Origin of the sequence: Sulfitobacter sediminilitoris (assembly GCF_010667575.1) — a bacterium.
Classification (GTDB): Bacteria; Pseudomonadota; Alphaproteobacteria; order Rhodobacterales; family Rhodobacteraceae; genus Sulfitobacter; species Sulfitobacter sediminilitoris.
Map to the genome: position 1 here is coordinate 79,842 of NZ_JAABNT010000006.1, position 26,008 is coordinate 105,849.

The following is a 26,008-nucleotide window of genomic DNA, read 5'->3' on the forward strand; positions in this document are numbered from 1 at the left end:
GCGCCGCCCTATGAGGTGAACTTGTTGTCACGGGGAAAACCGCGTGGGGCCATGCGTCCTGCGGAGGCGCGTTTGCCGGACCATTCGGATAGTTCCAATTCCGTCCGCGTGCGCCCCGCGGGGTCAAGCCAGCTTAGCCCGTCAGCAAGCGTGAAGGTCGTGGCATCCGACAGCCCGCCATCCTTGTACTTTTGCAGCCGTACGCCCTTGCCGCGTCCCATCTCCGGCAGCTCTTCGATTGGGAAGATCAGCACTTTGCGGTTCTCACCCACGGTTGCCACCGTATCGCCGCCCACGGGCTTGCACACCAAAGCCTGTGTCTCGCCCCGGACGTTCAGCACCTGCTTGCCGCTGCGCGTCTGCGCGACGACGTCATTTTCGGGCACGATGAAACCATCACCCGCACTGGAGGCCACCAACAACTTGCGATCGGGCTGATGAATAAACAGCGCCACGATTTGCGCCTCGTTTGGCAGATCGACCATCAGCCGCAGGGGTTCGCCCATGCCGCGCCCGCCGGGCAGGTTCGAGGCGGAAACCGTGTAGAACCGTCCGTTTGAGCCAAAGACCAGCAAGCGGTCCGTCGTCTCGGCGTGGAAGATGAAGCGCGGGCCGTCGCCGTCCTTGAACTTGAGCTCGCGGTTCAGATCGATATGGCCGGTCATGGCCCTGATCCAGCCCATCTGCGAGCAGACTACCGTGATCGGCTCGCGGTCGATCATCGCCTCAAGCGGCACATCCTCGATCTCGCCCGCTTCGGCAAAGGTCGTGCGGCGCGCGCCACCCTCCCAGTCCTTGCCAAACTGTTTCTTTGTCTGCCGCAGTTGGTCCGTGATTGCCTGCCATTGCAGGTCTTCGCTTTCCAGCAGATCCTCAAGCCCGGCGCGCTCTTCCATCAATTCGGATTGCTCGCGCATCAGTTCCAGTTCTTCCAAACGCCGCAAGCTGCGCAGGCGCATGTTCAGGATCGCGTCGACCTGAACTTCGGACAGTTCGCCTTCGCCCGGCGGCGGGCTGACATAATCCTTTTCATCCATCGCCCGGACATGTGTCTTGCCCCAATCCTCGCGCATCAGAGCGGCCTTGGGATCATCATCGTAGCGGATGATGTCGATCACGCGGTCGAGGTTCAGGAAGGCGACGATAAACCCTTCCAGCACCTCCAACCGGTGGTCGATCTTTTCCATCCGGTGTTGTGACCGGCGCTGGAGTACCTCGCGGCGGAAATCGAGGAAGGCCCGCAGCACTTCCTTCATCGAGCAGACCTTGGGCGTTACCCCATCGATCAACACGTTCATGTTGAGCGAGAACCGCACTTCCAGATCGGAATTGCGATAGAGCATGCCCATCAGCACTTCTGGATCCACGTTCTTTGAGCGCGGCTCAAGAACCATGCGGACGTCTTCGGCGCTCTCATCACGCACGTCAGCGAGGATCGGGATCTTCTTGGTCTGGATGGCCTCAGCGATCTTTTCGATCAGCTTGCCCTTCTGAACCTGATAGGGGATTTCGGTGACAACGATCTGCCACTGGCCGCGCCCGAGGTCTTCGACTTCCCACCGACAGCGCAGACGAAAGCCGCCTTTGCCGGTGCGGTACGCGGTTGCGATATTCTCTGGTGGCTCAACGATGATGCCGCCGGTCGGGAAATCGGGGCCGGGCACGAAGTTGAGCAGCGTATCCTCCCGGCAATCGGGCACCTTGATCATATGGATACAGGCGTCGCACAGCTCAGCAATATTATGCGGCGGGATGTTCGTGGCCATGCCCACGGCAATGCCGCTTGAGCCATTGGCCAACAGGTTCGGGAACTGCGCGGGCAGCACCGCGGGTTCGGTCAGTGTGCCGTCGTAATTCTCGCGGAAATCAACGGCGTTCTCGTTCAGCCCCTCCAGCATGGCCTCGGCCACCGCTGTCATCCGCGCCTCGGTGTAACGGCTGGCGGCCGGGTTATCCCCGTCGATGTTGCCAAAGTTGCCCTGCCCGTCGACCAACGGGTAGCGAACGTTGAAGTCCTGCGCCAGACGCGCCATCGCGTCATAGATCGCGGCATCCCCGTGGGGATGGTAGTTGCCCATCACATCGCCGCTGATCTTGGCCGATTTCCGGAACCCCCCGTTTGAGGCCAGCCGCAATTCGCGCATCGCGAAAAGGATGCGCCGGTGTACCGGTTTCAGGCCATCGCGGGCATCGGGCAGCGCCCGGTGCATGATCGTCGACAGTGCATAGGTCAGATACCGCTCCCCCAGCGCGCGACGCAGGGGTTCGGAGATGTTGTTTGGATCAGCCTGAGGTGGATCGGTGACGTCTGACATGCGTTTGGTGTAGCCGGGGCGCGAAGGGGCGGCAAGCGCTTGGTTTGGGTGCATCCGCATTCTTTGCGGCAGCGATGCCACGGGGAGCAGGTTTCGCGAATTCCCCTCTCGCATGCTGCCTTAACTTTGTTATTGGAACCGTGGCTCGAAGTTTCGTGTTAAACTGGGAATAAGAATCGTCCGTAGGGGATTATTAATGAAAAAGTTCATTCTGCTGTCGTTTGGCTTTTTGGCATTTGCATTCTACGAAATGAGCGGCGGTGCCGGATTTGATCCCGAAGCGATCAAGATGGCGCGTATTGACGCATTGGAAGCACAAGAATCCGTCATCTCGGAAACTGCGGCCAAAAGTGCCCCTGTTATTGTCGCCAAAGCACCCAAAGTATTTGTGGATACCGATCCCCCCGAAACAAATGCAGTGACACGGGTCGCCCTGAACCTGACATCTATCGACGATTTGCCCCAGGCAGATACACCACGCAGTTCTGACGTTTCCGAGAGCGTCCAGCCTGTTACGGTTGCGGTTCCGCAGAATGTCGGCACCGTGACTTCTTCGGCTGATACGCCTCCAATCATCCCAAGCCTGATTGCACCCAGCGATGGAATGACCACAACAACAGAAGTGGTAACGAGCTATGAAGATATCCGCACCGTCTCTGGCAACCGTGTAAACGTGCGTGGCGGTCCGGGAACCGACTTTGGCGTTGTCGCCCGGCTGGTCCGGGGGGATGAGGTCAAAGTCCTTGAAGACAACGGGGACGGTTGGGTCCGGTTCGAAACCGTGAACGGCGGCACCGGTGGCTGGATGGCGGATTTCCTTCTGATCGACGGCTAACCGGTACCCGGTTGCTATTGCAGGCGCATCCCGCGATGAAGGGCCTCCAGAACCGGAGGCCTTTTTCATGTCCGCAGCATTGCCAAAAAAATCGATCCTGATCACCGGTTGTTCCAGCGGCATCGGCTATGACGCTGCTCTTGGCATGCGGGCGCAAGGCTGGCGGGTGTTTGCCGCGTGTCGCAAGGCGGAGGATTGCACACGACTGAAAGCAGAAGGGTTTGAAGCGCCGCTGCTGGACTACGCGGACGAAGACACCCTTCACGCGGCACTTGCCGAAGTGCTTGAGGCGACCGGTGGTACGCTGGATGCGCTCTTTAACAATGGCGCGCATGGATTGCCGGGCGCGGTTGAGGATTTGCCGACAGACGCATTGCGTGCGATTTTCGAAACGAATTTCTTTGGCTGGCATACACTGACCCGCGCCGTAATCCCGGTGATGCGGGCACAGGGAAGCGGGCGGATCGTGCAATGCTCTTCCGTGCTGGGGTTTGTCACACTGCCTTTGCGAGGCGCATACAATTCGACGAAATTCGCGCTTGAGGGGCTGACGGATACTTTGCGTAACGAAATGCGCGGCACAGGAATTCATGTCATACTTATTGAGCCGGGGCCGGTTACTTCAAAAATTAGAGTGAACTCTATTCCGCATTTTGAGCGTTGGCTGGATTGGGAGAATTCAGCGCGCGCCGCACAATACCGCGAGAAACTGATACCCCGACTATACGAATCGTCGGGGCCAGACCGGTTTGAACTGCCGCCCGCGGCTGTTACGAAAAAGCTGATCCATGCGGTGACACATCCCAGACCGCGCCCGCGCTATTACGTCACAGTGCCCACGTATGTTGCTGGCATTCTGCGCCGTATCCTGCCGACCAGTGCGGTTGATTGGATACTCAGCCGCTGATTGCCCTTGCGCCCCGGCGATGGGCGGCTACATCACAGCGTCAGCAAAGGAAAAGCGCCATGTTTGATGATCCACTGTTCACTATTGTCCTGCTCGCCGTGTTGGCGGTTGTGGTTGTTCTGATGATTGGGCTGGGTGGTTTCGCAGGCGGCGGCGCGTTCAACAAGAAACACTCGAACCGGCTGATGCGCTACCGGATCATCGCGCAATTCATCGCGGTGGTGCTGATTGTCGGATTTGTCTGGCTGCGTGGAGGCACAAACTGATGGTCGTTCTGAACAAGATTTACACCCGCACCGGCGACAAGGGCACAACGGCACTGGGCAATGGTGACCGTGTCGCCAAGCATGATGCGCGGGTCGAAGCCTATGGCACGGTGGATGAGCTGAACTGTTTCGTAGGCGTCGCGCGGCTTGAAGCCACCGGAGAGATGGACGCGGCCCTGTCGCGTATCCAGAATGACCTGTTCGATCTTGGCGCAGATCTCTGCCGTCCGGACATGGCCAAGGACGCAGAGGCCGAGTATCCGCCGCTGCGCATGGCCATCCAACAGGTTGAGCGGCTGGAGGCCGAAGTCGACGACATGATCGGCAATGATCAGGACGAACCAAAGCTTCAGCCGCTGCGCAGTTTCATCCTGCCCGGTGGTTCGAAACTGGCCGCGCATCTGCATGTCTGCCGCACCGTGGCGCGCCGGGCCGAGCGGCTGGCAGTTTTGCTGGCGGGTGAAGAGGACGTGAACGAGGCGGCAGTGAAATACCTCAACCGCCTCAGCGACTGGTTCTTCGTCGCCGCGCGGGTCGCCAACAACAACGGCAAGGACGATGTTCTTTGGGTGCCGGGTGCCAACCGGTAGCGCGACACCGCCGATTTTTGCGGAGGTTCTGGCCGAGGCTTTTAGTCCTGATGCGGTTCCCACAGCTCGATCGCGTTGCCCTCGGGATCGTTGAGGTGCGCGAAGCGTCCGATCCCCGGCACTTCTCCGAGTGAGCGCGTGGCAACGCCCGCTTGTTCAAGCTGGGCGCAGAAGGCGTCGAGATCGGCAACCTTGAAATTCATCATAAAGCTTTTGTCCGCTGCGAAATAATCCGTGTCAGCGGAAAAGGGCGCAAATACCATCGCGCCGCCCTGCGCGATCCATGGCGTGCCGCCCGAATCCTCTGGCACTGGGTCAATGCCGAGGTGATCGCGATACCACCGCGCGAGTGCCGCAGGGTCCTTTGCCCGAAAGAAAAAGCCACCGATTCCCAAAACCTTTTGCATCCCCTGCCCCCCTAACTTGGCGCAAACCGGCACGTTTGGCGCTAACACCATCACGAACGTGACGTTCTACCACATAATTCTGGCGATTTTACCCTGTTTCACCGCTGGCGAACGTTATATCACCCAGCAAGACTTTTTTGATTTGCCGGAACCCCGGTGCCCAAAATATAGGAGAAAAACGCTCATGAAGGTGCTTGTACCTGTCAAACGCGTGATCGACTACAACGTGAAGGTGCGCGTCAAAGCGGACGGATCGGGTGTTGATCTTGCCAACGTGAAAATGTCGATGAACCCGTTTGATGAAATTTCCGTCGAACAGGCGATCCGCCTGAAAGAAGCGGGTCAGGCCGATGAGGTCGTCGCGGTTTCCATCGGCGTCAAGCAGGCGCAGGAAACCCTGCGGACGGCGCTGGCGATGGGCGCGGACCGGGCAATCCTGGTTGTTGCAACCGACGACGTGCACAACGACATCGAGCCGCTGACAGTGGCCAAGATCCTCAAGGGCATCGTGGACGAAGAGCAGCCGGGCCTCGTGCTGTGCGGCAAGCAGTCCATCGATAATGACATGAACGCCACCGGCCAGATGCTGGCGGCGCTGATGGGCTGGTCCCAGGCAACATTCGCTTCTGAGGTCGAGATCGCAGGCGACAAGGCCAAGGTCACGCGCGAGGTGGACGGCGGTCTGCAAACGATCGAGGTCTCCATGCCAACAGTCGTCACCGTTGACCTGCGCCTGAACGAACCACGCTATGCGTCGCTGCCCAACATCATGAAAGCGAAAAAGAAGCCTCTGGATGAAAAGACCCCTGCCGATTACGGCGTTGAGGTCGAAAACCGTCTGGAGATCGTCAAAACGGTTGAGCCCGCAGAGCGTGCCGCAGGCGAAATGGTGCCTGACGTCGATACGCTGGTGGCGAAGCTTAAAGAAAAGGGGGTTGTGTAATGGCTGTTCTTCTTCTTGCAGAAGTAACCGACGGCGAACTGGCGATGGACGCAACGGCCAAGGCGGTGACCGCAGCCAAGCAGTTGGGTGACGTGACCGTTCTGGCCGCCGGTGGTTCCGCCGCCGCAGCAGGCGAAGCCGCCGCCAAGATCGATGGTGTATCTAAGGTGCTGGTTGCCGAGGACCCGTCGCTGGGTCACCGCCTCGCGGAAGCCACGGCAGCGCTGATCGTCTCGCTGGCAGGTGATTACGAACACATCGTGGCCCCTGCGACGACCGACGCGAAAAACGTGATGCCCCGTGTCGCAGCATTGCTGGACGTGATGATCATTTCTGACGCTTCCGGTGTTGTGGATGGCGATACGTTTGAGCGTCCGATCTATGCCGGCAACGCGGTTCAGACGGTGAAGTCCACGGACGCAAAGAAAGTTGTCACCTTCCGGACAGCGACCTTTGACGCTGCGGGCGAAGGCGGCTCTGCCTCGGTTGAGACAGTGGGCGCTGCTGCTGATCCGGGTCTGTCTTCCTGGGTCGAGGACAAGGTTGCCGCAAGCGACCGTCCCGAACTGACCTCGGCCGGTATCGTCGTGTCCGGCGGTCGTGGTGTGGGCTCCGAAGATGACTTTACCCTGATCGAGAAACTGGCTGACAAGCTGGGTGCCGCCGTTGGCGCGTCCCGCGCGGCTGTTGACAGCGGTTATGCACCGAACGACTGGCAGGTTGGCCAGACGGGCAAGGTTGTTGCACCAGACCTCTACATCGCGGTTGGTATTTCCGGCGCGATCCAGCACCTGGCCGGCATGAAGGATTCCAAGGTGATCGTGGCGATCAACAAGGACGAAGAAGCGCCGATTTTCCAGGTCGCGGACTACGGCCTTGTGGCTGACCTTTTTGAGGCAGTGCCAGAGCTGATGGAAAAGCTGGGCTGATACCGCCCCTGGGCTGTGAAGCCTGACTAGATTTTTAAGGGCCCGCCAATTCAGGCGGGCCTTTTTCGTTCAAAAGAGTGCGCGAATTTCCTTGGCTACAGCCTTCGCCGCTTCGGCATGCGCCATCGGCCCCATCATTTCTGCTGCAGCAGCTGCGTCCAACTCACCGAAAATCATTCCGTCCGTCCCGGCCCTTTGCGCCTTTTCGGATACGACAACCTCAACGACAGAAGTTGCATAGGGTTTGACTTGATTGATCATATCCCGCGTCACGAAGAGCGGATCGCTCCCCAGGGTATCAATATCGTAGGGGTCGATGTCATCGGGTGAATGACCTGCAATCCACAAGAGGATCGATTTGCCCTTCACCTGTTTCAACATCAGCCGCATGCGGGCAACCCAGACCTAATGCAGTTCCTGCCGAACGGTCTGGAACCTTTCTGTTGAAACACTGAGCAGCGCGCCAAGCATGTGCTTGTTGAAATGGAAATCAGCAAAATCGACTTCTCTGTAATTGGTCTTGAGAAGCGTTGCCGCCTCAAGAAATCGATCATTGCGCCGGGGATGCACTGAATAAAAGCGGTTGGTCATGTTCTGGGCACCCAATACCTGTATGACCGAAATGTCGGCAGCAGAGGCGGCATCAAGCACAAACGGGTCGAACGAGAACGCATCGACACCGGCGTTCAGTTGACCAAAGTTGGCACAAGTGACGCCCAAAGCCTGTTCTACAAGCGCCGGGAACGGTTGTTCGACAAACTTGCCGTAGGTTTCGTTGGTCCCAACAAACGCAATATAGGGGTTGCCCAAATCCCGCTTTGGCCCGCGAAACAGCAGTCTGGACGTGCCATACCGGCACGGCTGATAGTCTAGGAGCCCAGGCCCCAGTACATCATAGGTCATCTCACCCACCTTTTTTCATTCACCCGTGCGGGACTATGTCCAGCGATCCTTGCGATTCTGTTAATGAGCGAATTTGCCAAGACTTTTCACGACCGCGCGCCCTTGCGGCACCCCCCTCCGGGTCATAATGTGAGCCATATTCTTGAAAGGACGGGGCATGGACATCCAGACAATCGGCATCGTGGGCGCAGGACAGATGGGCAACGGGATCGCCCATGTGTTAGCGTTGGCGGGCTATGATGTGAAAATGACGGATGTCAGCGGCGAGGCGCTGGAAAACGCCATGAAGCTGATCGAGGGGAATATGTCGCGGCAGGCAGGTCGCGGCAAAATCTCGGAAGACGACATGGCAACCGCCCTCAAGCGGATCGATACCTCAACAACGCTGACCGACTTGGGGCCAAGCGACCTGATCATCGAGGCGGCAACCGAACGGGAAACCGTGAAGCAGGCCATTTTCGAAGACCTGCTGCCACATCTGAAGCCGCATACCATCCTGACCTCGAACACGTCATCTATCTCGATCACGCGGCTGGCCAGCCGCACGGACCGGCCGGAAAAATTCATGGGCTTTCATTTCATGAACCCCGTGCCGGTCATGCAACTGGTGGAGCTGATCCGCGGGATTGCGACCGATGAGGAAACCTTCAGCGCCTGCAAGGCGGTGGTAGACCGGCTTGGCAAGACAGCCGCCTCTGCCGAGGATTTCCCCGCCTTCATCGTGAACCGCATCCTGATGCCGATGATCAACGAGGCGGTCTATACGCTGTATGAAGGTGTCGGGAACGTTCAGTCGATCGACAGCTCCATGAAGCTGGGGGCGAACCATCCGATGGGGCCGCTGGAACTGGCAGATTTCATCGGGCTGGACACATGTCTGGCAATTATGAACGTGCTGCATGATGGGCTGGCGGATACAAAATACCGCCCCTGCCCGCTTTTGACAAAATATGTCGAGGCCGGATGGCTTGGGCGCAAGTCCCAGCGCGGTTTCTACGATTACCGCGGGGACATGCCAGTTCCCACACGTTGAGCGTCACAGTCGGTAGGGTGCGCCCGGCCGCGCGGCCGGGATATGAATTGTATTGGAAAGATGAAGCCGGGGGTCAGTCCCTAAGCTCAAGCGTGCGGTCGCGGAGCCACGCCATGAAGTTGCGCGGATCGTCGGCGCGGGCCTCGATTTCGGACTGCGGCACAGGGTGGCCGACGACGGGGGCCTGCGGCTTGTTGCAGGCCTTCACAACCTCGTGCAGCAACAGGCTCTGGCGCAGCATCGGGCTGACCTGATTGGCTATCTGATAGGCGCGGCTGTTCTGGCCGGGAAAGCGCATTGGCACCACCGTCGCCCCCGAACGGCGGATCAGCTTGGCGGTGAAGACGTTCCATTCCGCTTCGATCGCCGGACCCCACCAGGTTTCGGACGCAGCCACCACGCCGGACGGGAAAAGCGCCACAACGCCGCCCTCCTTGAGGTGGTTCATCGCCGCCGCGCGCATCTCCACGCCCTTGCGCTGTGCTTCGGGATCATGCGGGAAGGGCACCGGGATCATGAAAGTTCCCGCCGCCTTGTCGATGTTGGTCAGCAGTGATCGCGTCAGGATGCGGTAGTCAGGGCGGACCCGGCCGATGAGATCGGCAAAGATCATGCCATCGACAAGGCCATGCGGGTGATTGGCCACCACAATGACCGGCCCCTCCTTGGGGATGCGGTCAAGCTGTTCCTGCGGGGTCTGCAGGTCGATGCCCATGGTGTCCAGCGCACCGCGCCAGAACGCCTGCCCGGTGGGGGCGCCTGCCCGTTCGAACTTGCGCACCAGCCGCAGGATGGTCAGCTTGCCTGTCACCATTTCGATGGCGCTGATCATGCGCGCTTTCCAAGGATCCTCGAAGGTGGAGGCATAGGAAAGACTGCGGCGGTCGTATTTCAGCGGCGCGTCCTCTTCCGCTGTCGCGCCGTTACCAGAGATCGATTGTACGTCGTCCACCATAAAGGTCACCCTTGTGAGGTCGGCGTTCAGGCGTCAGAAGCCTTCACCAAACTTATCTGCCACCAAGGCGGTCAGCGCCTCGGCCAATGCTTCTTCGTCAGGGCCAGAGGTTTGCACGTCAATAATGCTTCCCTTCGCGGCTGCCAACATTAAAAGGCCCATGATACTGTCCCCAGATGCCGTCATGCCATCTTTGCTGACTTCGGCGCGCGCGTCAAAAGCCTCGACCACTTCGACCAGCTTGGCGGAGGCCCGGGCATGCAAACCTTTCTCGTTCACGATCTTGAGGGAAACTTGCGTCATTTTTCGGGCCCTTAGCTTGCGCTGACATTCTGGCTGTCGATGTATTTCTTACCTGCTTCCATGGCGGCGCGCACGGCGTCAGGCACATCCATCTGGCGGGACTTTGCCAATTTGATCAGCATCGGCAAATTCGCACCATACAGGATTCGCCGGTTTTCAGGCTGACAGGCCATCAACGACAGATTGGACGGTGAACCGCCGAACAGATCGGTTACGACCACCACACCATCGCCCTGATCCACTTCGTCGGCAGCCTGACAGATTTCGATCTGTTTGGCGTCGCGGTCGTGGTCGGCCTGAATTGAAATTGCACGGACGCCGTTTTGCGATCCGACCACATGTTCAATGGCAGCAAGATATTCCCGCGCCAAACCGCCATGTGCGACTATCACAATACCGATCACGTACCCGCCTTACCCTTCATGCTGCCGCTCAAGCTCGCGATGCCTAATTGACACCTGCCACCCCAGTTGCGCAAGTCGCAAAGCGTGCTCTTCTGCCAGGGCGACGGAACGGTGTTGCCCGCCGGTACAGCCAAAGGCGATGGAGATATTGGATTTCCCTTCTTCGCGGAAGGCAGGCAGGAGCAATTTGCTTAGCTCAAGCACCTGTTCGGCAAAGGGTGCATAACGCGGGTCTTCCGCCACGAAGGCCGCGACACGCGCATCCTTGCCATTGGCGTCGCGCAAGCTGGCATCCCAGTGCGGATTGCGCAGGAAGCGACAGTCGTAAACCATATCGACTGACCGCGGCAGCCCGCGCTTGTAGGAAAACGATTGTATTGAAACGCTCAGGTGGTGCTTTCCATCGGGGGCGAACCAGCGCTCCACCTCGGCCCGCAGATCGTGCACGTTAAGAGAGCTTGTATCGATCAACACGTCGGCGCGTGCCTTGAGCGGGCTGAGCAGGGCAATCTCGCGGTCGATCCCGACCGAGGGCGGGCCGCCTTCGGCAATCGGGTGTCGGCGGCGGGTCTCGGAAAAGCGGCGCAGAAGCACCTCTGCGGAACAATCAAGAAAAAGGAGTTCGACCGACAGGTCGGATCGGTCAGACAACCGTGCCAGAATGTCCATTACGGCATCGGTCGAGAAATCACGCGTGCGGGCGTCGATCCCAAGCGCGACAGGGCGATGTTCGCCCGGGCCGTCCAGCAGTGTCGGCAGCAAGCGCAGCGGCAAGTTATCGATGGCTTCGAACCCTGCATCCTCAAGCACGTTCAGCGCAGAAGACCGTCCGGCCCCTGACGGCCCGGTCACCATCACAACCCGGCGTTTCGCGGGTAGACTTGTCGTCTTTTCAGTCTCGTTGGCGCCGTTCATGCGTTGTGATTTACACTGCCTGAAAGGCAAAACAAGATGGCTGCGGCGAAATGCGGGCTGGGTGCGTTGTGAAGACACGGAAAACTGAGGCCGCACAGGTCATGGGTGTGCGGATGCGGCAGGCGCAAGGTCTCGGTCTGCGACAGGTCGATGACCAGTGCGACCGGCACCGCGCCGGTATGCCCTATCCGCAGCAGACCCACGCCGCGGGCCTCAATCAGACCGGCAATTGCTTCGGGGGTATCGGCGCGCAAGATACCTCCGACCTTGCTCAGAACCGTCCGATCATCCGAGACCAGTTCTGCGCCGAGGGAAATCAGTTGCAAGGCGAGCGATGATTTTCCGGCACCTGACGGCCCGAGGATAACAGCGGCGCGTCCATGATGGCTGACGGTGGTCGCATGAATGATCTGGGGGGCGTTCGGCGCTGTCATCACCGGGTCAGGTCGGAAGACCCACCACGAAACGTGCACCCAGCGGATCAGAGGTGATATCCGCCTCTGTCGGGCGAATATTCTCGGCCCAGATCACGCCGCCATGCGCCTCGATGATCTGCTTGGAAATCGCAAGTCCAAGGCCGGAATTGTTACCAAAGTGCTCTTCGGGGCGCTGGGAGTAGAAGCGTTTAAAGATCTTGGACAGCGCCTGTTCCGGAATGCCCGGGCCGGTGTCCTCGACGACGACCAGCACGCGGTTTTCACGCTTGCGCGCCCAGACGCGAATGGCGTCACCGTCTTCGCAGAAGGAGATAGCGTTGGTGATCAGGTTCACGAAGACCTGCGCCAGACGCGCCTCAAGTCCGTGTACCATGATCGGTTCATCGGGCAGGTCTGTGATAAAGTCGATGCCTTTGCTCTTGGCATCCTCACCCAGGTATTCACCGAGGTTGCCCACCATATGAAGCAGGTCGAACTGTTCCTGTTCTTCCTTGACCAGTTCTGAATCGAGCCGTGACGCGTTGGAGATATCGCTGACCAGACGGTCAAGTCGGCGCACGTCGTGGTCGATTACATCCAGCAGTTTTTCACGCTGATCGTCGCGTTTGACCATCCGCAACGTGCCAACCGCAGAGCGGAGCGAGGCAAGCGGGTTCTTGATTTCATGCGCCACATCCGCGGCGAATTGCTCATTGCCATCAATGCGGTTGTAAAGCGCAGAGACCATGCCGCGCAAAGCACCGGACAGACGACCAATCTCATCCGGGCGGGCGGTGAGATCCGGGATACGGATGCGCCCGGGATTCACCTTGCGCGAATTCTTGTCGCGGCTGAGTTCGGCGGCTGCGGCCAGATCGGCAAGCGGATTTGCGATGGTAGATGCCAGCACAAGACTAAGGCCGATTGAAACTACCGTGGCGATCACGAACATCTGCAGCACGCGCTCGCGTTCACTGCGCACCAGATTGTCTATCTCACCGGCAGCGGAGGCGATTGCCACGACGCCAACTGCGGTATCCCCCTGCATGATTGGGGTCAGGACGGTCAGAAGCGTCCCGCCGTCACCATCCAGCGTATTGTCGGTCCGCGTGCCGTTCTCAAGCGTGCTTGCGATCAACGGCATGAATTTCTCTTCAAGCGCGACAGCCTCGCCGCCGGAACCGATCCCGAATGCGCCCGAAATCCTGTTCCACACCCAGCTCAATCCGTCCGTCAGCAGAGTTGGAGAGTTGCCTTCGGCAGCATCACTGCCAGCGCCCAATCCATTCTGGGACTGTGCAACAAGTACCTCGGACGGATCGAACACGAACACGTCGATCCCGCCGCGCAAATCAATTGCTGCCAGTGCTTCAGGAACATCAACCCCCGTACCGGTTGCCAGATTGACCGGCTGACCTTCAGGCAGCTTTGCTTCGATCACATCGGCGATCAGTTCTGCTTCGGCCACCAGCGATGCGGCCCGCTGAACAGCAAGGGAGTCACGCGACGAATTGAGGTAAAGGATGCCGGCAACCAGAACGTTGAGCGCGATCAGGTTAAAGGTGATAATCTTGCGCGTCAGCGGCGATCCACGCAGCGAAAAGAGCCCGCGCCGTTCCCGCCGCGCACGCAGTTCGTCCGACCCAGTGTTATCCGGGGCGACCCAATCGTCGCCCAGAACCACATCGCCGTCTTGCGTAGGGGTGCTCAGATCGCGCACGAAGTTCCTTTCGGCAATCGCCACAGTCTCGGCTTATTCTTCGTTATATCTGTAGCCGATACCGTACAGTGTCTCAATCGCGGAGAATTCATCGTCCGCTGTGCGCATCTTTTTGCGCAAACGCTTGATGTGGCTGTCGATGGTCCGGTCATCCACATAGACCTGATCGTCATAGGCCACATCCATCAGCTGGTCGCGGGATTTTACGAAGCCGGGACGCTGTGCCAGCGCCTGCAAAAGCAGGAATTCGGTCACGGTCAGCGATACGTCCTTGCCCTTCCAGGACACGGCATGACGCAGCGGATCCATCCGCAGATCGCCGCGCTCCATCACTTTGGTTTCTTCTGTGTCGCCCACCTCGCCGGTTTCAACAGCATCCTGACGGCGCAACAGCGCGCGAATGCGTTCGACCAAGAGCCGCTGGCTAAAGGGTTTCTTGACGTAATCGTCGGCACCCATCCGCAAGCCCAGAACCTCGTCGATCTCATCGTCCTTGGACGTGAGGAAAATCACTGGCATCGCTGTCTTCTGACGCAGACGCTGCAGCAAATCCATCCCGTCCATGCGTGGCATCTTGATGTCCAACACGGCCATATCCGGGAGTTTCTTGTTAAACGCGTCAAGTGCGGCCTGACCGTCGTTGTATGTTTCCACCTCGAAACCTTCGGCTTCAAGAGTCATCGACACAGACGTCAGGATATTCCTGTCGTCGTCCACCAATGCAATTTTTGACATTGCCTGTTTCCTTGTACTGCTCAATTATTGTTTTTTAGTTTTTTTGTTATTGATCACCATTTTGGCCCCTCGAATCAATCACTAACTGCGAATCACTCTGATCCTCAGCCACATTTCCGCCATAATTTGGTTAGGAATGGCTAAATTGCCGCACTTTTACGTCTGGGTTGATAGAGAGTTTCAGGCTCTCGGGCCAAAGTTTGCCATGATGGCGCTAACTGCGGCAAAGCTGCCTGTTCATCGGAGAAACCCTCGTGCTAAGAGGCGCTTTATGGCCCCAAAGGGTCGCGGCCTGAACGGTCGCTCACGTCAGTCTGCGCCCGTTATCGCGCGCCTACAGGAGAGATTGCATGACATTTGGACGGGTAAACCCGCAGTTCCGCCTTGAGGATCAACAGATCACCGGGCTGGGCAATGTCTATTATAACCTGATGGAGCCCGCGCTGATCGAAACCGCGCTCAAGCGCGGCGAAGGCACACTGGGCAACGGCGGTGCCTTTCTGGTGACCACCGGAAAATTCACCGGGCGATCCCCCAAAGACAAGCACGTCGTCAAGACAGACAGCGTTACCGACAGCATCTGGTGGGAAAACAACGCCGCAATGTCACCCGAAGGGTTTGACGCGCTTTATGACGATATGGTCGCGCACATGCAGGGCAAGGAATATTTTGTTCAGGATCTGGTGGGCGGCGCCGACCCCCGCCATTCGATCAATGTGCGCATGGTGACGGAGCTGGCATGGCATGGCCTTTTCATTCGCCACATGCTGCGCCGCCCGGACCGCGCAGACTTGGACGACTTCACCGCGGATTTCACCGTCATCAACTGCCCCAGCTTTCAGGCGGACCCGAAAAAGCACGATTGCCGTTCTGAGACGGTGATCGCAATGAACTTTGACCGCAAGATGATCCTGATCGGCGGCACCGAATACGCAGGCGAGAACAAGAAGTCTGTCTTTACCCTGCTCAACTACCTGCTGCCTGAGAAAGGCATCATGCCGATGCACTGCTCGGCCAACCACGCGACGGGCAATCCGGTGGATACGGCTGTTTTCTTTGGCCTGTCCGGCACGGGCAAGACAACGCTGTCGGCAGATCCCCAGCGCACCCTGATCGGCGACGACGAACACGGCTGGTCCGATCACGGCACGTTCAACTTCGAGGGCGGCTGTTATGCCAAGACGATCAACCTGTCGCCCGAAGCAGAGCCCGAGATCTATGCCACAACGACCAAGTTCGGCACCGTGATCGAGAACATGGTCTATGACGAAGAGACCAAGGAGCTGGATTTCGACGACGACAGCCTAACGGCGAACATGCGCTGCGCCTATCCGCTGCACTATATCTCGAATGCGTCCAAAAAGGCCGTGGGCGGCCATCCAAAGAACATTATTATGCTGACCTGTGACGCCTTTGGCGTTCTGCCCCCCATTGCACGGCTGACGCCTGCGCAGGCGATGTATCACTTCCTTTCGGGCTTTACGTCGAAGGTGGCCGGTACAGAGCGCGGCGTGACAGAGCCAGAGCCAACATTCTCGACCTGCTTTGGTGCGCCTTTCATGCCGCGCCGCCCCGAGGTCTATGGCAACCTGTTGCGTGAAAAGATTGCTCAGCATGGTGCGACATGCTGGCTGGTGAATACCGGGTGGACCGGTGGCGCCTATGGCACCGGGTCACGGATGCCCATCAAGGCGACCCGTGCCCTGCTTACAGCCGCGCTTGAGGGCGATCTGGCAGACGTGGAATACCGCAAGGACCCGAACTTTGGCTTTGAAGTGCCGGTGTCCGTGGAAGGCGTGCCGGATATCCTGCTTGATCCGCGCCGGACCTGGGACAATCCCGAAGCCTATGATCGCCAGGCGGCCAAGCTGGTCGGGATGTTCTCGGTGAATTTCTCGCAATATTTGCCATTCATCGACGATGATGTGAAATCAGCTGCGATTGGCTGAACAAGCTAGCACAAAAGAAAAGGGCCGCAGCATGCTGCGGCCCTTTTTCGTTGGTATGTTGTTCAGGCAGCGTTCTTGACCAGATCCTCGACTGGGATGTCGAGCAGATATCTGGCGTCTTCCTCACTCAACCACGTCAGAAACGCCTCAAGCGGTTCTTCACGCCCCGCAATTTGCCAGTGCAGCGCACCGGGCTCATTGTGGAAATACCCCATCCGTTCAGAGAAGCCTTTGAAAGCCACCTGACGCAGCATGAAGCCGTAGATGTAGTCCGGGTTCCAGCGGCGCATGATCTCAAGCAGCCCTGTGCGGGCCAGAACCGTTGAAAGCCCCGTGCCCCGGTAGGTGCCATCCTCCGGCGCTATCCACACCTCTCCGTGATAGACGACATCGCCCTCGATCCGGTGTGCACCCGGCGTCGCGCGGAAACGGGAGCGCTCAAAGTCGACACCCGGAATTGGCGGCGGGAAATCCCGAAAACTGTTCAGCAGATGGCCGGCAAGGTTCTTGCCAGATAAGTGTACCTTTTTTGCCGCTTGTGTGTGGATAAGTTCGCCTTTGGCGTTCCGTCCGATCAACCAGAACGATTCTTTCTTGTGCAAATCGTACTTCTCAAAATCGAAAGGTGCGCCAAGATTCTGCACCTTCCGCTCAGATTTGATGATCCCGCTATATTCCTCGAAATTACTACCTATGGTTATTTCAATCCCATGTGACCTCAAGATATCGCGGCTGGTCGCAATGAAGGGCGCTGCATCGCGCGGGAATTGAATTGTCATGTAGTGTTCCTTTCACCAATCTTGATAAAAGGTTAATACATATGACAAAAAAACACCCGCGTTTTGACACTGTGCTGCCCAGATTTTGACACAAAGCAGTTATGCGTCCCGCAGCATGCTCTCAAATCGCGCCTCAGAAAGCGGAATATCGATCATTTCGACAGGGTCCAAACCTTCTACCTTGGATAGGTCGAGACCGGCAATTTTCACGTCATGAACGGGCACCACAAGGGACATGACAGCGGATGACCTATCCGGGAAGAACCCGCTTAGCATCAGCCTTTGATATGCCACGGGTGCAAGACCTTCACTGTCGGACCGAGGCATGCGGGTGAACACGTGATCAAGCCGGACCATCTGCGCGGCCTGCACCTCATCGAAGGCCTCGTAAATCAGGTGAGAGAATTCTTCACCTGCTGGCATCTTGCTGATCGGCCTGCCGATACTTGACCGCGCATAATCCTGACCAAACCAATTGACGTAGACGGACTTCTGACCGAACTCGACACAAATCCAACCTACGTCTGACTGCCGATAGATGATGAGATACGGCCGCACATGGGCAAACAGCGGGCTCTCGATTTCTCCGCTTGCCATGCTCCAGGCGCGGAAGGTTTCCCGCAGCAAAACCGACGAATCATTCCAGATCAAACCCAAAGGTTGCTGCTGTTGATAGAAGTCCCAGTCATCGGCACTGGCGTGCAACTGCTGCAATTGGCCCACAGAACGGGATTGACCATTCAGCCAAAGCACGCCCCGTGCGAGAATATCCTTCGCAGAAGGCAGGACCGCTTTGCCCAAGGGGCTAAGTTGATAACGGCGGTCCTCAACCTGAAAAAGCGGCTCCCCCATGGAGGCCTCAAGGTGAGAGATGTGACGGCGTACAGTCTGCCGTGTGCTCCCCAAATCCTTTACAGCATGGCTTAAATTCAATGTAGCCGCGAGAGTGACGAAAGAGCGGATCATCTCAAAAAGCAGCGCAGGCGGTTCATTGTTCGCCCGCAGTACCGTTGCAGTTTCAATGTCTCTGGCTTGGTTCATCACAACCATTGGTATACAAATCATACATTAATGCAACAGATATCACCCATATACAGATGATTCGTGACCTAAATTTGAAAAAATCTATGCAATTGAATGGAAATGAGAATCTCGCGAATAAGGTTGCCAAACACAACCAGAGGTTCATTTTATGTCGCATCCCGTCGATCTGCACGTCGGTCGCAAACTCAAGCAAATCCGCACGTTGCGGCGTCTGTCCCAAACGGACGTCGCTCGCAAACTTAATCTGTCATTCCAGCAAATCCAGAAATATGAAATCGGTTCCAACCGCGTCGCTGCCAGCCGCTTGTTTGAACTTGCACAGATTCTGGATGTGCCGCCTTCTTTCTTTTTCGAAGGCCTGCATGACAATCAGAACACGGCCCCAAAAGAAGACGCGGGCCTCGAAATCGTCCATGCCCTTGCAGCAATCAAGGACGAGGAAATCAAATCACGGATCGTCACCTTTATCGAAGACGTGTCCGGTCTGACCGTCGCACGGCGCGGCTAAGACTTTGACGTCAGAACAACGCACGCCGGATGAGGTTCGCACCGGCGATCAACAGTACGATCAGCGTCGCTCTTTTGAACATCGCCTGATCAATGCGGTTGATGACCTTGCCACCAACCCACATGCCCAGAAGGGCAGGAAGGATCAGTAACGCCGAGAACGGCGCAGTCTCTGTCCGCAGAACGCCTGATCCTATGTGTGCCCCAAGAAGGGCAACCGATCCCATCCCATAAATCACCCCCTGAACGCGCATCTGATCATGTTTCGGCGTGCTAAGCGCCGTTAGGTACATGACGGTTGGCGGCCCCCAGACCCCGGCAAAGCCGCCCATCACCCCCGCAAGTGCCCCAACAGCCGTTTCTACGCCTGCACGACGCCGGGTCAGATGAAACTGGATGCCGCCAAGCTGCAGAGCAGCATAGGCCAGCGCAGGTACGCCAATAGCGAATTGCAGGACCGGCTCGGGTACAATGCGCACCATCTGCGCCGCGATCACCAAGGTGATGCCCCCCGAGATCAGGAAATAGCGAAACTGGACGATTGAGGTCCAGGCCGCACGGGCACCCTGCCCCATTGCCTGAAAGATATTCCCGATCAACGTCGGCAGGATCAGACCCGCCAGCGCCAGTTCTGGTGATAGAAACAGCGTCAGCCCCGAAATCATTACCAACGGCTGCGCGAACCCCACCACGCCTTTGACGAATCCGGCGCAAAAGGCGATACTCAAAGCTAGGATCAGATAAGTCGGGGTCAAAAAGGGGAAAAGAGCGTCCATAGCTCTACATACCACCCTTGAATTCGGGTGCACGGCCAAATTGGTCGCGCAATTATCGAACAAATTGACGCAGCAAAACGTATCTTTATTGTGCTGCACCTGCGAAGGCGCTATCTGCGTGTCAAACATACAAGGGATAGATTCTATGGCACATGACGGTCAGGACATGGCACTTGCACAAGCTCCGGTTATTCTGGACGACCTGCTGGCATTGACGGCAGCGGCGGTGCCCCCGGTTGAAGCGTTGATGGAAAAAGCAAAAACCTCCGTCCGCGGGTTGGTGAGCAAGGATGGCCGAGTTTCTGCCGGTCTGATCGAAGCGCACCAGACCGCTGCTCATGGCCTTGCGTGGCTGGCAACATACGCACAGTCCCTGCGTGAAATGCAGCGGTGGGCGCTTGCGTTGCAAGAACAAGGCAAGTTCGGTGAGACCGAGCAGTTGATCCACCAGATCGCCTTTGGCGAGTACCTTTGGCAGATCTACGGCGGCATTCAGATGAACCAGGGCGAAATCCTGCGTTTCCAGGATCTGGGCCTGTCCCAAGAAGATATGCGCGGCATGATGGAGCCAGCCATTCAGACCTTGACGCAGGGTGGCAACACGCAAGCAGCGCGCACCCGTCTGGTTGAGCTAATGCAGGAGCACTCCGCGAACATCACCGTTGGCGCCTCTGGCCTTGATGAAGAGCTTGAGATGATCCGCGAGCAGTTCCGCCGCTATGCTGTAGACAAGGTAGAGCCCTATGCGCATGAGTGGCACCTCAAGGACGAATTGATCCCGATGGAGGTGATCGAGGAACTGGCCGAAATGGGCGTGTTCGGCCTGACAATCCCTGAAGAGTTCGGCGGCTTCGGCCTTTCAAAGGCGTCGATGTGCGTTGTCTCTGAAGAACTGTCCCGTGGATACATCGGTGTCGGCTCCCTTGGCACCCGGTCCGAGATCGCGGCAGAGCTGATCATCGCCGGCGGCACACAAGAGCAAAAAGAAAAGTGGCTGCCACAAATCGCAAGTGCCGAGACGCTGCCGACCGCCGTGTTCACAGAACCGAACACCGGGTCAGACCTTGGCAGCTTGCGCACGCGCGCGGTCAAGGACGAGAACGGCGATTACAAGATCACCGGTAACAAGACATGGATCACACACGCAGCGCGTACGCACGTCATGACGCTGCTCGCGCGGACTGATCCCACGACATCCGACTACAAGGGCCTGTCGATGTTCCTGGCCGAAAAGACGCCGGGCGATGACGCCAACCCATTCCCAACCGAAGGCATGACCGGCGGTGAGATCGAGGTGCTGGGCTATCGCGGCATGAAGGAATACGAGCTGGGTTTCGACAACTTCCATGTGAAGGGCGAGAACCTTCTGGGCGGCGAAGAGGGCAAAGGCTTCAAACAACTGATGGAGACGTTTGAGTCCGCCCGGATCCAGACCGCTGCCCGCGCCATTGGCGTGGCACAATCGGCACTCGATATTTCGATGCAGTACGCGCAGGACCGCAAGCAGTTCGGCAAGGCGTTGATCAATTTCCCGCGCGTGTCGTCGAAACTTGCTATGATGGCGGTTGAGATCATGGTGGCGCGTCAGCTGACGTATTTCTCGGCCTTTGAGAAGGACGAAGGCCGTCGCTGTGACGTTGAGGCCGGGATGGCCAAGCTGCTGGGGGCCCGCGTGGCGTGGGCTGCGGCAGACAACGGCCTGCAAATCCACGGCGGCAACGGCTTTGCGCTGGAATACAAGATCAGTCGCGTGCTCTGCGATGCCCGTATCCTCAACATCTTCGAGGGTGCCGCCGAGATTCAGGCGCAGGTCATCGCGCGCCGCCTGCTGGGCTAACTGCACGCTGAAAATTCAGGCACAGGCGATGCACGTCGCCTGTTGCGCCAAGAGCCGCTTACCAATCGGAGAGGCACCACTTGCCTCTCCACCCCTGCGGGCGGTATCAGACCCTCATGTCACGCCCCCGACTCTCTCCTGAAAAGTGGATTTCTGCTGGCTTCGATGCCCTTGCAGCTTCTGGCCCATTGGCACTTGCGGCTGAACCTCTGGCGCGCGCGCTGGGGACGACGAAAGGGTCGTTCTATTGGCATTTCAAGGACGTTCCCGCATTTCAGGACGCGCTGCTGACCAAATGGCAGACCCGCGCGCTGGAACAGGTGTTGGACCAGTTGCAGCAAAGCGACGACGCGGACAAACGACTGCGGGATTTTGGACGGGCTATTCTGGCCGATCCTGTTGAACCGCAGTTGCGCATCTGGGCGCAGAATGACCATCGCGTGCGGGAAGCCTTGGTTGAGGTGGACACGGAACGATTGGCTTATCTGACCCGGCTTTTGGGCCAGCTGGGGCTGCGCAACACTGATTTTGCCCGCGCATTGCAGGCGGCGCTGACAGGCCTATCGCTCAGCACGGATACGGACATGGCACCTTTCGACACCTTGATCGATACCGTGCTGGCCCTGCGTTAGGCCGACCTGATGCCAAGCCATGTGATCTTTGCCGTGATCCTTGCGCTGACCGTGTGGCAACCGGATGAGACCCTGCGCCGCTACGGGGCGGCAGATTACGAATGGCATCTGGAGATGTTGAGGGGCACACCATTCAACGCCCGCGCCACGATCACCTTTCCAGCGCGCAACCGGATCGCGGGCATGGCACCGTGCAACAGCTATACCAGCACCAACATCATGCCATATCCGTGGATCAAGGTGGGGCCGATCGCCGCCACCCGGCGCGCCTGTCCCGACCTGGATGCCGAAGCCGCGTATTTCGACGCTCTGCGCGCGGCGCGGGTGGCAGTCGTGGAAGGTGACAGGCTTACCCTGTCGGACGAAGACACGCCGCTTCTGGTCTTCAAAGCCCGCGACTGAACCTTTCGACATATCGTGCGCGGGCCTCTGGCAGGGGCTTGTCTCCCAGATTACGGGCCAGATGGGCGTTCAGGAAATGGCCGGTTGTCTTGAAGGCCTGTGCGATCTCGGCATCCGGTGCCTCCCCTTGTCCGCGCAGCACATCCGGCAGCGGCAACAACTTGTCGGCCCAATCGCCTGCGCCTTTTTCCGACACGGCACGCCCCGACTTGGGAGAGACATACACAAGGCCCTCCGTCGCGCCGGTCACAGCACATGAGCCAAGATCAAGGCCATAGCCCATCTCTTCGAGCAATCCCAATTCCCACTGCAAGTAGGCAAGTGGCCAGACATCCCCCTGCCCCAGCAGATCAAGCAACGCCTCTGTTCGGGCGTAAAGCGCGGGGTGAGCTTCCCTTTCGGGCAGGCAAAAAGACAAAAGCGCCGTAACTGCATTCAGCCCGGCCAGTGCCAGCCTGTCGCCCATCGCGGTGGCCGCGCGACTGCGGACCGGTTCCACGGTAAAGCTGCCGATGTGATCTTCCAGTCGCGCGCGCCACGCCACGTCAAGCTGCGCGCCGGGCTGGAGTATGGGGGCGATCTTGCGACTGGTCCCGCCGCGCACAACGCCGATGTGGCGGCCCTGCGAGGGCGTGAACATTTCGATGATAGCAGAAGTTTCACCGTGGCGGCGCGTGGCCAGAAGGATCCCCTGATCACGCCATTCCATCAGGCAAGGCCTTCCTCATCCAGCAGATGCCGCCCGTGCTTGTCCTCAACCTCGATCACCCAGAGATCGGGATCGAAACTGCGCTGGCGCATGATGCTCTCGTCCACCTCGCGATCGGTCCCGCAACTCATCTCGGTCCAGCGCTGTGCGCCTGTATCAAGGTCAAAGGAGCGGTGGAACAGCGCCGCCTGACCGTCCAGTGTAGAGAGCTTGATCAGGACAGCACCGCTGGTGTCATCCCCATGGGAAACCACAAACGCAGGAATGCCGTGTTGCGACAGGCGCGCGATATAGGCGTCCACCCAGAACCGGGCTGTCAGGCGCGCCATCTTATGTTCCCGCCCTCAGCCATTCCCGTCCTTGAAGTCGAGACCCATCTCGGAATACCGCTCCGCTTCGTTCAGCCAGTTTGGACGCACTTTGACCTGCAAAAACAGATGCACGCGGCGGCCAAGGAATTCTTCAAGCTCTTCCCGTGTGGCCTTGCTGACCGCCTTGATCGTTTCGCCCTTGTGGCCCAGTACGATGCCTTTGTGTCCGTCGCGTATCACATAGATCAACTGGTCGATCCTGCACGAGCCATCCTTGCGCTCTTCCCAGCTCTCCGTCTCCACGGTCAACTGATAGGGCAGCTCCTGATGCAAGCGCAGGGTCAGCTTTTCGCGGGTCATCTCTGCGGCAATCATTCGCATGGGCAGATCGGCAATCTGGTCTTCAGGGTACAACCACGGACCTTCGGGCAGTTCTTTTGCCAGCCATGCGCGCAACGTATCCACGCCATGCCCCCGCTCGGCTGAGATCATGAACGTTTCGGCAAATGGATATCGGTCGTTGAGGTCCTTGGAGAGCCCCAGCAGAACGGGGGCCTCTACCCTGTCGATCTTGTTGATGGCCAGTGCAACCTTGCGGCCTTGTCCGATATCAGCGAGCCCTTCGAGGATACGCTCAACCCCTTCGGTGACGCCGCGATTTGCCTCGACCAGCAGGACGACCACATCGGCATCCGCAGCACCGCCCCAGGCCGCTGCAACCATTGCACGGTCGAGCCGCCGACGTGGCTGAAAGAGCCCAGGAGTATCCACGAAAACAATCTGGCTGTCCCCCTCCATGGCGACCCCGCGGATGCGGGCGCGGGTGGTCTGGACCTTGTGCGTCACGATCGACACCTTTGCGCCCACCATGCGGTTGAGCAGCGTGGATTTGCCAGCGTTTGGCTCTCCGATCAGGGCGACGAAACCGGCGCGGGTTGTCATGTGTCATTCTCCAATTGCGCCAGCAATGTGCTGGCGGCGGCCTGTTCTGCGGCCCGTTTCGATGGGGCGCTGGCCTGTGCTTCGGCCCCGTTTTCCAATCGCGCGGCGATGGTAAAGACCGGGGCGTGATCCGGCCCCGTGCGGCCGGTCTGAACGTACTTGGGCGGCTGCAGTTTGCGCGCTTGCGCCCATTCCTGCAACGCGGTCTTGGCGTCGCGCGCGTCTTCCTCGACCATTTCGATCCGGTCGCCCCAAAGCCGCAAGACCAATGCCTTGGCCGCATCAAAGCCGCCATCCAGATAGACAGCCGCAATCACCGCTTCAATAGCGTCGCCCAAAAGCGCCTGCTTGCGCCGCCCGCCTGAGATCATCTCGGACCGGCCCAGTTTCAGGACTTTTCCCAGATCAATCTCGCGCGCGACATCTGCGCAGGTTTCCTTACGCACCAAGGCGTTAAAACGCGGAGCAAGCTGCCCTTCAGTCGCATTCGGGTCCAGTTCCAGCAGCGCCTGCGCCATCACCAGACCCAGCACACGGTCGCCCAGAAATTCAAGCAACTGGTTGTCGTCTCGGTTGGCCGAGGACATTGAGGCGTGGGTGACAGCACGGCTCAGAAGCGCCGGATCGGCGAACGTATGTCCGATGCGCCCCTCAAAGGCCCTGAGATCACCGTTCAGCTTCATTCAACTGCTTTGAAGAACCGGTCACCGCGCCATGTCCAGAAGAACAGCATCGACCGCCCGGCCGAGCTGAACATGATGCGATCGGCCCGTCCGATGAGGTTCTCATAGGGGACAAAACCCACGCCGCCGACCTGCTGCGCCAGACGGCTGTCAGCAGAGTTGTCGCGGTTGTCGCCCATGAAAAAGTAATGTCCCGCAGGCACCGTATAGAGACCTGTGTTGTCGGACTGTTGGTTGCCGATGTTAAGAACCGGATAGGACACCCCGTTGGGCAGCGTTTCGATCTTGCGCGATTTTATGCAAGTCCCGCCCTCGCCCAGCGGTCCATTTTCGCAGCGTGGGCGCAGGCGCTGTGGCCCTTGCGCGGTCATCTCTTCCTCGAAGGTGCCGTCTTGCTCAAGCTTGACGGGGTCGCCGTTGATGTGGATGACACCCTGTTTCACTTGCACCGTATCGCCCGGCAGACCGATCAACCGCTTGATATAGTCCCGACCCGATACCGGATGGCGAAAGACCACCACATCGCCCCGCTCCGGCTCACCGCCGATCAGACGGGTGTTGTCCCCGTCAAAAAATCCGCAGACGTCCTCGGCGTCCACTTCGATGCCTATGTTTGGCAGCATCAGGCTGGGACAGGACGCGTAGGAATAGCCATAGGCCATCTTGTTCACAAAAAGGAAATCACCAATCAGCAACGTCTCTTTCATCGACCCCGAAGGGATCCAGAACGGCTGAAAAAACAGCGTGCGAAAAATGCCCGCAATCAGCAGCGCGTAGACGATCGTTTTGACCGTTTCGACAAAAGCGTTGCCTGGTTTTTCCTTGTCAGCCATGCGGCGTCCCTTCCATGGAAATTTAAGG

29 protein-coding genes and 1 pseudogene are annotated in these 26,008 nt (G+C 58.5%); 12 read left to right on the forward strand and 18 right to left on the reverse strand.

Translation table 11 applies throughout. The features are described from left to right. Positions 1 to 8: 8 nt before the first annotated feature. On the reverse strand, positions 9 to 2,315 hold the full coding sequence (locus tag GV827_RS11425) for a DNA topoisomerase IV subunit A (protein ID WP_164353937.1): 2,307 nt from the start codon (positions 2,313 to 2,315) through the stop codon (positions 9 to 11). Between the two features lie 196 nt (positions 2,316 to 2,511). Between GV827_RS11425 and GV827_RS11430 the strand changes: the two genes are divergently transcribed. The 4 genes from GV827_RS11430 (at position 2,512) to GV827_RS11445 (ending at position 4,913) form a co-directional block, all read left to right on the forward strand. Beyond that, positions 2,512 to 3,150, forward strand: a complete 639-nt coding sequence (locus GV827_RS11430) for an SH3 domain-containing protein (protein ID WP_164353938.1) — start codon at positions 2,512 to 2,514, stop codon at positions 3,148 to 3,150. Positions 3,151 to 3,217: 67 nt separating this feature from the next. Beyond that, entirely contained in the window at positions 3,218 to 4,057 is an 840-nt protein-coding gene (locus GV827_RS11435; protein ID WP_386333726.1) for an SDR family NAD(P)-dependent oxidoreductase, read from the forward strand. A 59-nt stretch (positions 4,058 to 4,116) separates the two neighbouring features. After that, complete coding sequence (locus GV827_RS11440) at positions 4,117 to 4,323, forward strand: twin transmembrane helix small protein (RefSeq protein WP_164353939.1); 207 nt, start codon at positions 4,117 to 4,119, stop codon at positions 4,321 to 4,323. Continuing rightward, positions 4,323 to 4,913: a cob(I)yrinic acid a,c-diamide adenosyltransferase gene (locus GV827_RS11445; protein WP_164353940.1), complete on the forward strand. Its 591-nt coding sequence runs from the start codon at positions 4,323 to 4,325 to the stop codon at positions 4,911 to 4,913. The genes GV827_RS11440 and GV827_RS11445 overlap by 1 nt, the downstream gene beginning before the upstream one ends. Positions 4,914 to 4,954: 41 nt before the next feature. On the opposite strand, the gene GV827_RS11450 is transcribed toward GV827_RS11445, so the two are convergent. Beyond that, entirely contained in the window at positions 4,955 to 5,320 is a 366-nt protein-coding gene (locus tag GV827_RS11450; RefSeq protein ID WP_164353941.1) for a VOC family protein, read from the reverse strand. A gap of 184 nt (positions 5,321 to 5,504) precedes the next feature. On the opposite strand from GV827_RS11450, the gene GV827_RS11455 reads away from it, so the two are divergent. Together GV827_RS11455 and GV827_RS11460 are read left to right on the forward strand one after the other, a co-directional pair. Continuing rightward, complete coding sequence (locus tag GV827_RS11455; RefSeq protein ID WP_164353942.1) at positions 5,505 to 6,263, forward strand: electron transfer flavoprotein subunit beta/FixA family protein; 759 nt, start codon at positions 5,505 to 5,507, stop codon at positions 6,261 to 6,263. Next, complete coding sequence (locus GV827_RS11460; RefSeq protein WP_164353943.1) at positions 6,263 to 7,192, forward strand: electron transfer flavoprotein subunit alpha/FixB family protein; 930 nt, start codon at positions 6,263 to 6,265, stop codon at positions 7,190 to 7,192. Before GV827_RS11455 ends, GV827_RS11460 begins: the two co-directional genes overlap by 1 nt. Positions 7,193 to 7,261: 69 nt before the next feature. Here GV827_RS11460 and GV827_RS11465 read toward each other — a convergent pair. Next, positions 7,262 to 8,095, reverse strand: a pseudogene (locus tag GV827_RS11465) (DUF6473 family protein). Between the two features lie 157 nt (positions 8,096 to 8,252). Between GV827_RS11465 and GV827_RS11470 the strand changes: the two are divergent. Beyond that, positions 8,253 to 9,128, forward strand: coding sequence for a 3-hydroxybutyryl-CoA dehydrogenase (locus tag GV827_RS11470; RefSeq protein ID WP_164353944.1), 876 nt, complete (start codon positions 8,253 to 8,255; stop codon positions 9,126 to 9,128). A gap of 73 nt (positions 9,129 to 9,201) precedes the next feature. Here the strand turns inward: GV827_RS11470 and GV827_RS11475 are convergent, their stop codons facing one another. The 7 genes from GV827_RS11475 to GV827_RS11505 are packed head-to-tail and all read right to left on the reverse strand — an operon-like array spanning position 9,202 to position 14,576. Continuing rightward, positions 9,202 to 10,083: a lysophospholipid acyltransferase family protein gene (locus GV827_RS11475; RefSeq protein ID WP_164353945.1), complete on the reverse strand. Its 882-nt coding sequence runs from the start codon at positions 10,081 to 10,083 to the stop codon at positions 9,202 to 9,204. Between the two features lie 33 nt (positions 10,084 to 10,116). Continuing rightward, the gene (locus GV827_RS11480; protein ID WP_164353946.1) at positions 10,117 to 10,386 is read right to left on the reverse strand and encodes an HPr family phosphocarrier protein; all 270 of its coding nucleotides are present in this window, start codon (positions 10,384 to 10,386) and stop codon (positions 10,117 to 10,119) included. A gap of 11 nt (positions 10,387 to 10,397) precedes the next feature. Continuing rightward, the gene (locus GV827_RS11485) at positions 10,398 to 10,790 is read right to left on the reverse strand and encodes a PTS sugar transporter subunit IIA (RefSeq protein WP_164353947.1); all 393 of its coding nucleotides are present in this window, start codon (positions 10,788 to 10,790) and stop codon (positions 10,398 to 10,400) included. Positions 10,791 to 10,799: 9 nt separating this feature from the next. After that, positions 10,800 to 11,705 carry an RNase adapter RapZ gene (gene rapZ / locus GV827_RS11490; protein ID WP_164353948.1) on the reverse strand — a complete coding sequence of 302 codons (906 nt, stop codon included), beginning with the start codon at positions 11,703 to 11,705 and terminating at the stop codon, positions 10,800 to 10,802. Next, complete coding sequence (locus GV827_RS11495; protein ID WP_164353949.1) at positions 11,702 to 12,139, reverse strand: HPr kinase/phosphorylase; 438 nt, start codon at positions 12,137 to 12,139, stop codon at positions 11,702 to 11,704. The genes rapZ and GV827_RS11495 overlap by 4 nt, the downstream gene beginning before the upstream one ends. Positions 12,140 to 12,146: 7 nt before the next feature. Then, the gene (locus GV827_RS11500; protein WP_164353950.1) at positions 12,147 to 13,841 is read right to left on the reverse strand and encodes a sensor N-terminal transmembrane domain-containing protein; all 1,695 of its coding nucleotides are present in this window, start codon (positions 13,839 to 13,841) and stop codon (positions 12,147 to 12,149) included. 33 nt (positions 13,842 to 13,874) lie between these two features. After that, entirely contained in the window at positions 13,875 to 14,576 is a 702-nt protein-coding gene (locus GV827_RS11505; protein ID WP_067288024.1) for a response regulator transcription factor, read from the reverse strand. A 350-nt stretch (positions 14,577 to 14,926) separates the two neighbouring features. Here GV827_RS11505 and GV827_RS11510 point away from each other — a divergent pair, with 350 nt between their 5' ends. Beyond that, positions 14,927 to 16,525: a phosphoenolpyruvate carboxykinase gene (locus GV827_RS11510; protein WP_164353951.1), complete on the forward strand. Its 1,599-nt coding sequence runs from the start codon at positions 14,927 to 14,929 to the stop codon at positions 16,523 to 16,525. A gap of 62 nt (positions 16,526 to 16,587) precedes the next feature. Here the strand turns inward: GV827_RS11510 and GV827_RS11515 are convergent, their stop codons facing one another. Further along, positions 16,588 to 17,304 (reverse strand): hypothetical protein, encoded by a 717-nt coding sequence (locus tag GV827_RS11515; protein WP_164353952.1) that lies wholly within the window; start codon positions 17,302 to 17,304, stop codon positions 16,588 to 16,590. A 99-nt stretch (positions 17,305 to 17,403) separates the two neighbouring features. Continuing rightward, entirely contained in the window at positions 17,404 to 18,345 is a 942-nt protein-coding gene (locus tag GV827_RS11520; RefSeq protein WP_235930328.1) for a helix-turn-helix domain-containing protein, read from the reverse strand. 151 nt (positions 18,346 to 18,496) lie between these two features. On the opposite strand from GV827_RS11520, the gene GV827_RS11525 reads away from it, so the two are divergent. Then, on the forward strand, positions 18,497 to 18,856 hold the full coding sequence (locus GV827_RS11525; RefSeq protein WP_164353953.1) for a helix-turn-helix domain-containing protein: 360 nt from the start codon (positions 18,497 to 18,499) through the stop codon (positions 18,854 to 18,856). A 10-nt stretch (positions 18,857 to 18,866) separates the two neighbouring features. Here GV827_RS11525 and GV827_RS11530 read toward each other — a convergent pair whose 3' ends face one another. Next, positions 18,867 to 19,631, reverse strand: a complete 765-nt coding sequence (locus GV827_RS11530) for a sulfite exporter TauE/SafE family protein (RefSeq protein WP_164353954.1) — start codon at positions 19,629 to 19,631, stop codon at positions 18,867 to 18,869. A gap of 145 nt (positions 19,632 to 19,776) precedes the next feature. Here GV827_RS11530 and GV827_RS11535 point away from each other — a divergent pair, with 145 nt between their 5' ends. The 3 genes from GV827_RS11535 to GV827_RS11545 all read left to right on the forward strand — a co-directional run bounded on the left by GV827_RS11535 (position 19,777) and on the right by GV827_RS11545 (position 22,502). Then, positions 19,777 to 21,468, forward strand: a complete 1,692-nt coding sequence (locus GV827_RS11535; protein ID WP_164353955.1) for an acyl-CoA dehydrogenase family protein — start codon at positions 19,777 to 19,779, stop codon at positions 21,466 to 21,468. Positions 21,469 to 21,584: 116 nt separating this feature from the next. After that, positions 21,585 to 22,100 carry a TetR/AcrR family transcriptional regulator gene (locus GV827_RS11540; protein ID WP_164353956.1) on the forward strand — a complete coding sequence of 172 codons (516 nt, stop codon included), beginning with the start codon at positions 21,585 to 21,587 and terminating at the stop codon, positions 22,098 to 22,100. A gap of 9 nt (positions 22,101 to 22,109) precedes the next feature. Then, positions 22,110 to 22,502, forward strand: a complete 393-nt coding sequence (locus GV827_RS11545; protein ID WP_164353957.1) for an META domain-containing protein — start codon at positions 22,110 to 22,112, stop codon at positions 22,500 to 22,502. Here the strand turns inward: GV827_RS11545 and recO are convergent. Genes recO through lepB form a run of 5 tightly spaced genes read right to left on the reverse strand, consistent with a single transcriptional unit; the run spans position 22,486 to position 25,980 of the window. Further along, the gene (gene recO, locus GV827_RS11550) at positions 22,486 to 23,211 is read right to left on the reverse strand and encodes a DNA repair protein RecO (protein WP_164353958.1); all 726 of its coding nucleotides are present in this window, start codon (positions 23,209 to 23,211) and stop codon (positions 22,486 to 22,488) included. The two genes, GV827_RS11545 and recO, sit on opposite strands and share 17 nt — an antisense overlap. Further along, entirely contained in the window at positions 23,211 to 23,540 is a 330-nt protein-coding gene (locus tag GV827_RS11555; RefSeq protein WP_164353959.1) for a DUF1491 family protein, read from the reverse strand. Before GV827_RS11555 ends, recO begins: the two co-directional genes overlap by 1 nt. Positions 23,541 to 23,555: 15 nt before the next feature. Then, positions 23,556 to 24,464, reverse strand: coding sequence for a GTPase Era (gene era / locus GV827_RS11560; RefSeq protein ID WP_164353960.1), 909 nt, complete (start codon positions 24,462 to 24,464; stop codon positions 23,556 to 23,558). Then, entirely contained in the window at positions 24,461 to 25,147 is a 687-nt protein-coding gene (gene rnc, locus GV827_RS11565; RefSeq protein ID WP_164353961.1) for a ribonuclease III, read from the reverse strand. Before rnc ends, era begins: the two co-directional genes overlap by 4 nt. After that, positions 25,144 to 25,980: a signal peptidase I gene (gene lepB, locus GV827_RS11570; RefSeq protein ID WP_164353962.1), complete on the reverse strand. Its 837-nt coding sequence runs from the start codon at positions 25,978 to 25,980 to the stop codon at positions 25,144 to 25,146. Before lepB ends, rnc begins: the two co-directional genes overlap by 4 nt. Positions 25,981 to 26,008 lie beyond the last annotated feature (28 nt).

Bases quoted from the DNA above. Each gene is read 5' to 3' on its own strand.
- GV827_RS11425 (WP_164353937.1), bottom strand. From the start codon at position 2,315: ATGTCAGACGTCACCGATCCACCTCAGGCTGATCCAAACAACATCTCC.
- GV827_RS11430 (WP_164353938.1), top strand. From the start codon at position 2,512: ATGAAAAAGTTCATTCTGCTGTCGTTTGGCTTTTTGGCATTTGCATTC.
- GV827_RS11435 (WP_386333726.1), top strand. From the start codon at position 3,218: ATGTCCGCAGCATTGCCAAAAAAATCGATCCTGATCACCGGTTGTTCC.
- GV827_RS11440 (WP_164353939.1), top strand. From the start codon at position 4,117: ATGTTTGATGATCCACTGTTCACTATTGTCCTGCTCGCCGTGTTGGCG.
- GV827_RS11445 (WP_164353940.1), top strand. From the start codon at position 4,323: ATGGTCGTTCTGAACAAGATTTACACCCGCACCGGCGACAAGGGCACA.
- GV827_RS11450 (WP_164353941.1), bottom strand. From the start codon at position 5,320: ATGCAAAAGGTTTTGGGAATCGGTGGCTTTTTCTTTCGGGCAAAGGAC.
- GV827_RS11455 (WP_164353942.1), top strand. From the start codon at position 5,505: ATGAAGGTGCTTGTACCTGTCAAACGCGTGATCGACTACAACGTGAAG.
- GV827_RS11460 (WP_164353943.1), top strand. From the start codon at position 6,263: ATGGCTGTTCTTCTTCTTGCAGAAGTAACCGACGGCGAACTGGCGATG.
- GV827_RS11470 (WP_164353944.1), top strand. From the start codon at position 8,253: ATGGACATCCAGACAATCGGCATCGTGGGCGCAGGACAGATGGGCAAC.
- GV827_RS11475 (WP_164353945.1), bottom strand. From the start codon at position 10,083: ATGGTGGACGACGTACAATCGATCTCTGGTAACGGCGCGACAGCGGAA.
- GV827_RS11480 (WP_164353946.1), bottom strand. From the start codon at position 10,386: ATGACGCAAGTTTCCCTCAAGATCGTGAACGAGAAAGGTTTGCATGCC.
- rapZ (WP_164353948.1), bottom strand. From the start codon at position 11,705: ATGAACGGCGCCAACGAGACTGAAAAGACGACAAGTCTACCCGCGAAA.
- GV827_RS11495 (WP_164353949.1), bottom strand. From the start codon at position 12,139: ATGACAGCGCCGAACGCCCCCCAGATCATTCATGCGACCACCGTCAGC.
- GV827_RS11505 (WP_067288024.1), bottom strand. From the start codon at position 14,576: ATGTCAAAAATTGCATTGGTGGACGACGACAGGAATATCCTGACGTCT.
- GV827_RS11510 (WP_164353951.1), top strand. From the start codon at position 14,927: ATGACATTTGGACGGGTAAACCCGCAGTTCCGCCTTGAGGATCAACAG.
- GV827_RS11515 (WP_164353952.1), bottom strand. From the start codon at position 17,304: ATGACAATTCAATTCCCGCGCGATGCAGCGCCCTTCATTGCGACCAGC.
- GV827_RS11520 (WP_235930328.1), bottom strand. From the start codon at position 18,345: ATGAACCAAGCCAGAGACATTGAAACTGCAACGGTACTGCGGGCGAAC.
- GV827_RS11525 (WP_164353953.1), top strand. From the start codon at position 18,497: ATGTCGCATCCCGTCGATCTGCACGTCGGTCGCAAACTCAAGCAAATC.
- GV827_RS11530 (WP_164353954.1), bottom strand. From the start codon at position 19,631: ATGGACGCTCTTTTCCCCTTTTTGACCCCGACTTATCTGATCCTAGCT.
- GV827_RS11535 (WP_164353955.1), top strand. From the start codon at position 19,777: ATGGCACATGACGGTCAGGACATGGCACTTGCACAAGCTCCGGTTATT.
- GV827_RS11540 (WP_164353956.1), top strand. From the start codon at position 21,585: ATGTCACGCCCCCGACTCTCTCCTGAAAAGTGGATTTCTGCTGGCTTC.
- GV827_RS11545 (WP_164353957.1), top strand. From the start codon at position 22,110: ATGCCAAGCCATGTGATCTTTGCCGTGATCCTTGCGCTGACCGTGTGG.
- recO (WP_164353958.1), bottom strand. From the start codon at position 23,211: ATGGAATGGCGTGATCAGGGGATCCTTCTGGCCACGCGCCGCCACGGT.
- GV827_RS11555 (WP_164353959.1), bottom strand. From the start codon at position 23,540: ATGGCGCGCCTGACAGCCCGGTTCTGGGTGGACGCCTATATCGCGCGC.
- era (WP_164353960.1), bottom strand. From the start codon at position 24,464: ATGACAACCCGCGCCGGTTTCGTCGCCCTGATCGGAGAGCCAAACGCT.
- rnc (WP_164353961.1), bottom strand. From the start codon at position 25,147: ATGAAGCTGAACGGTGATCTCAGGGCCTTTGAGGGGCGCATCGGACAT.
- lepB (WP_164353962.1), bottom strand. From the start codon at position 25,980: ATGGCTGACAAGGAAAAACCAGGCAACGCTTTTGTCGAAACGGTCAAA.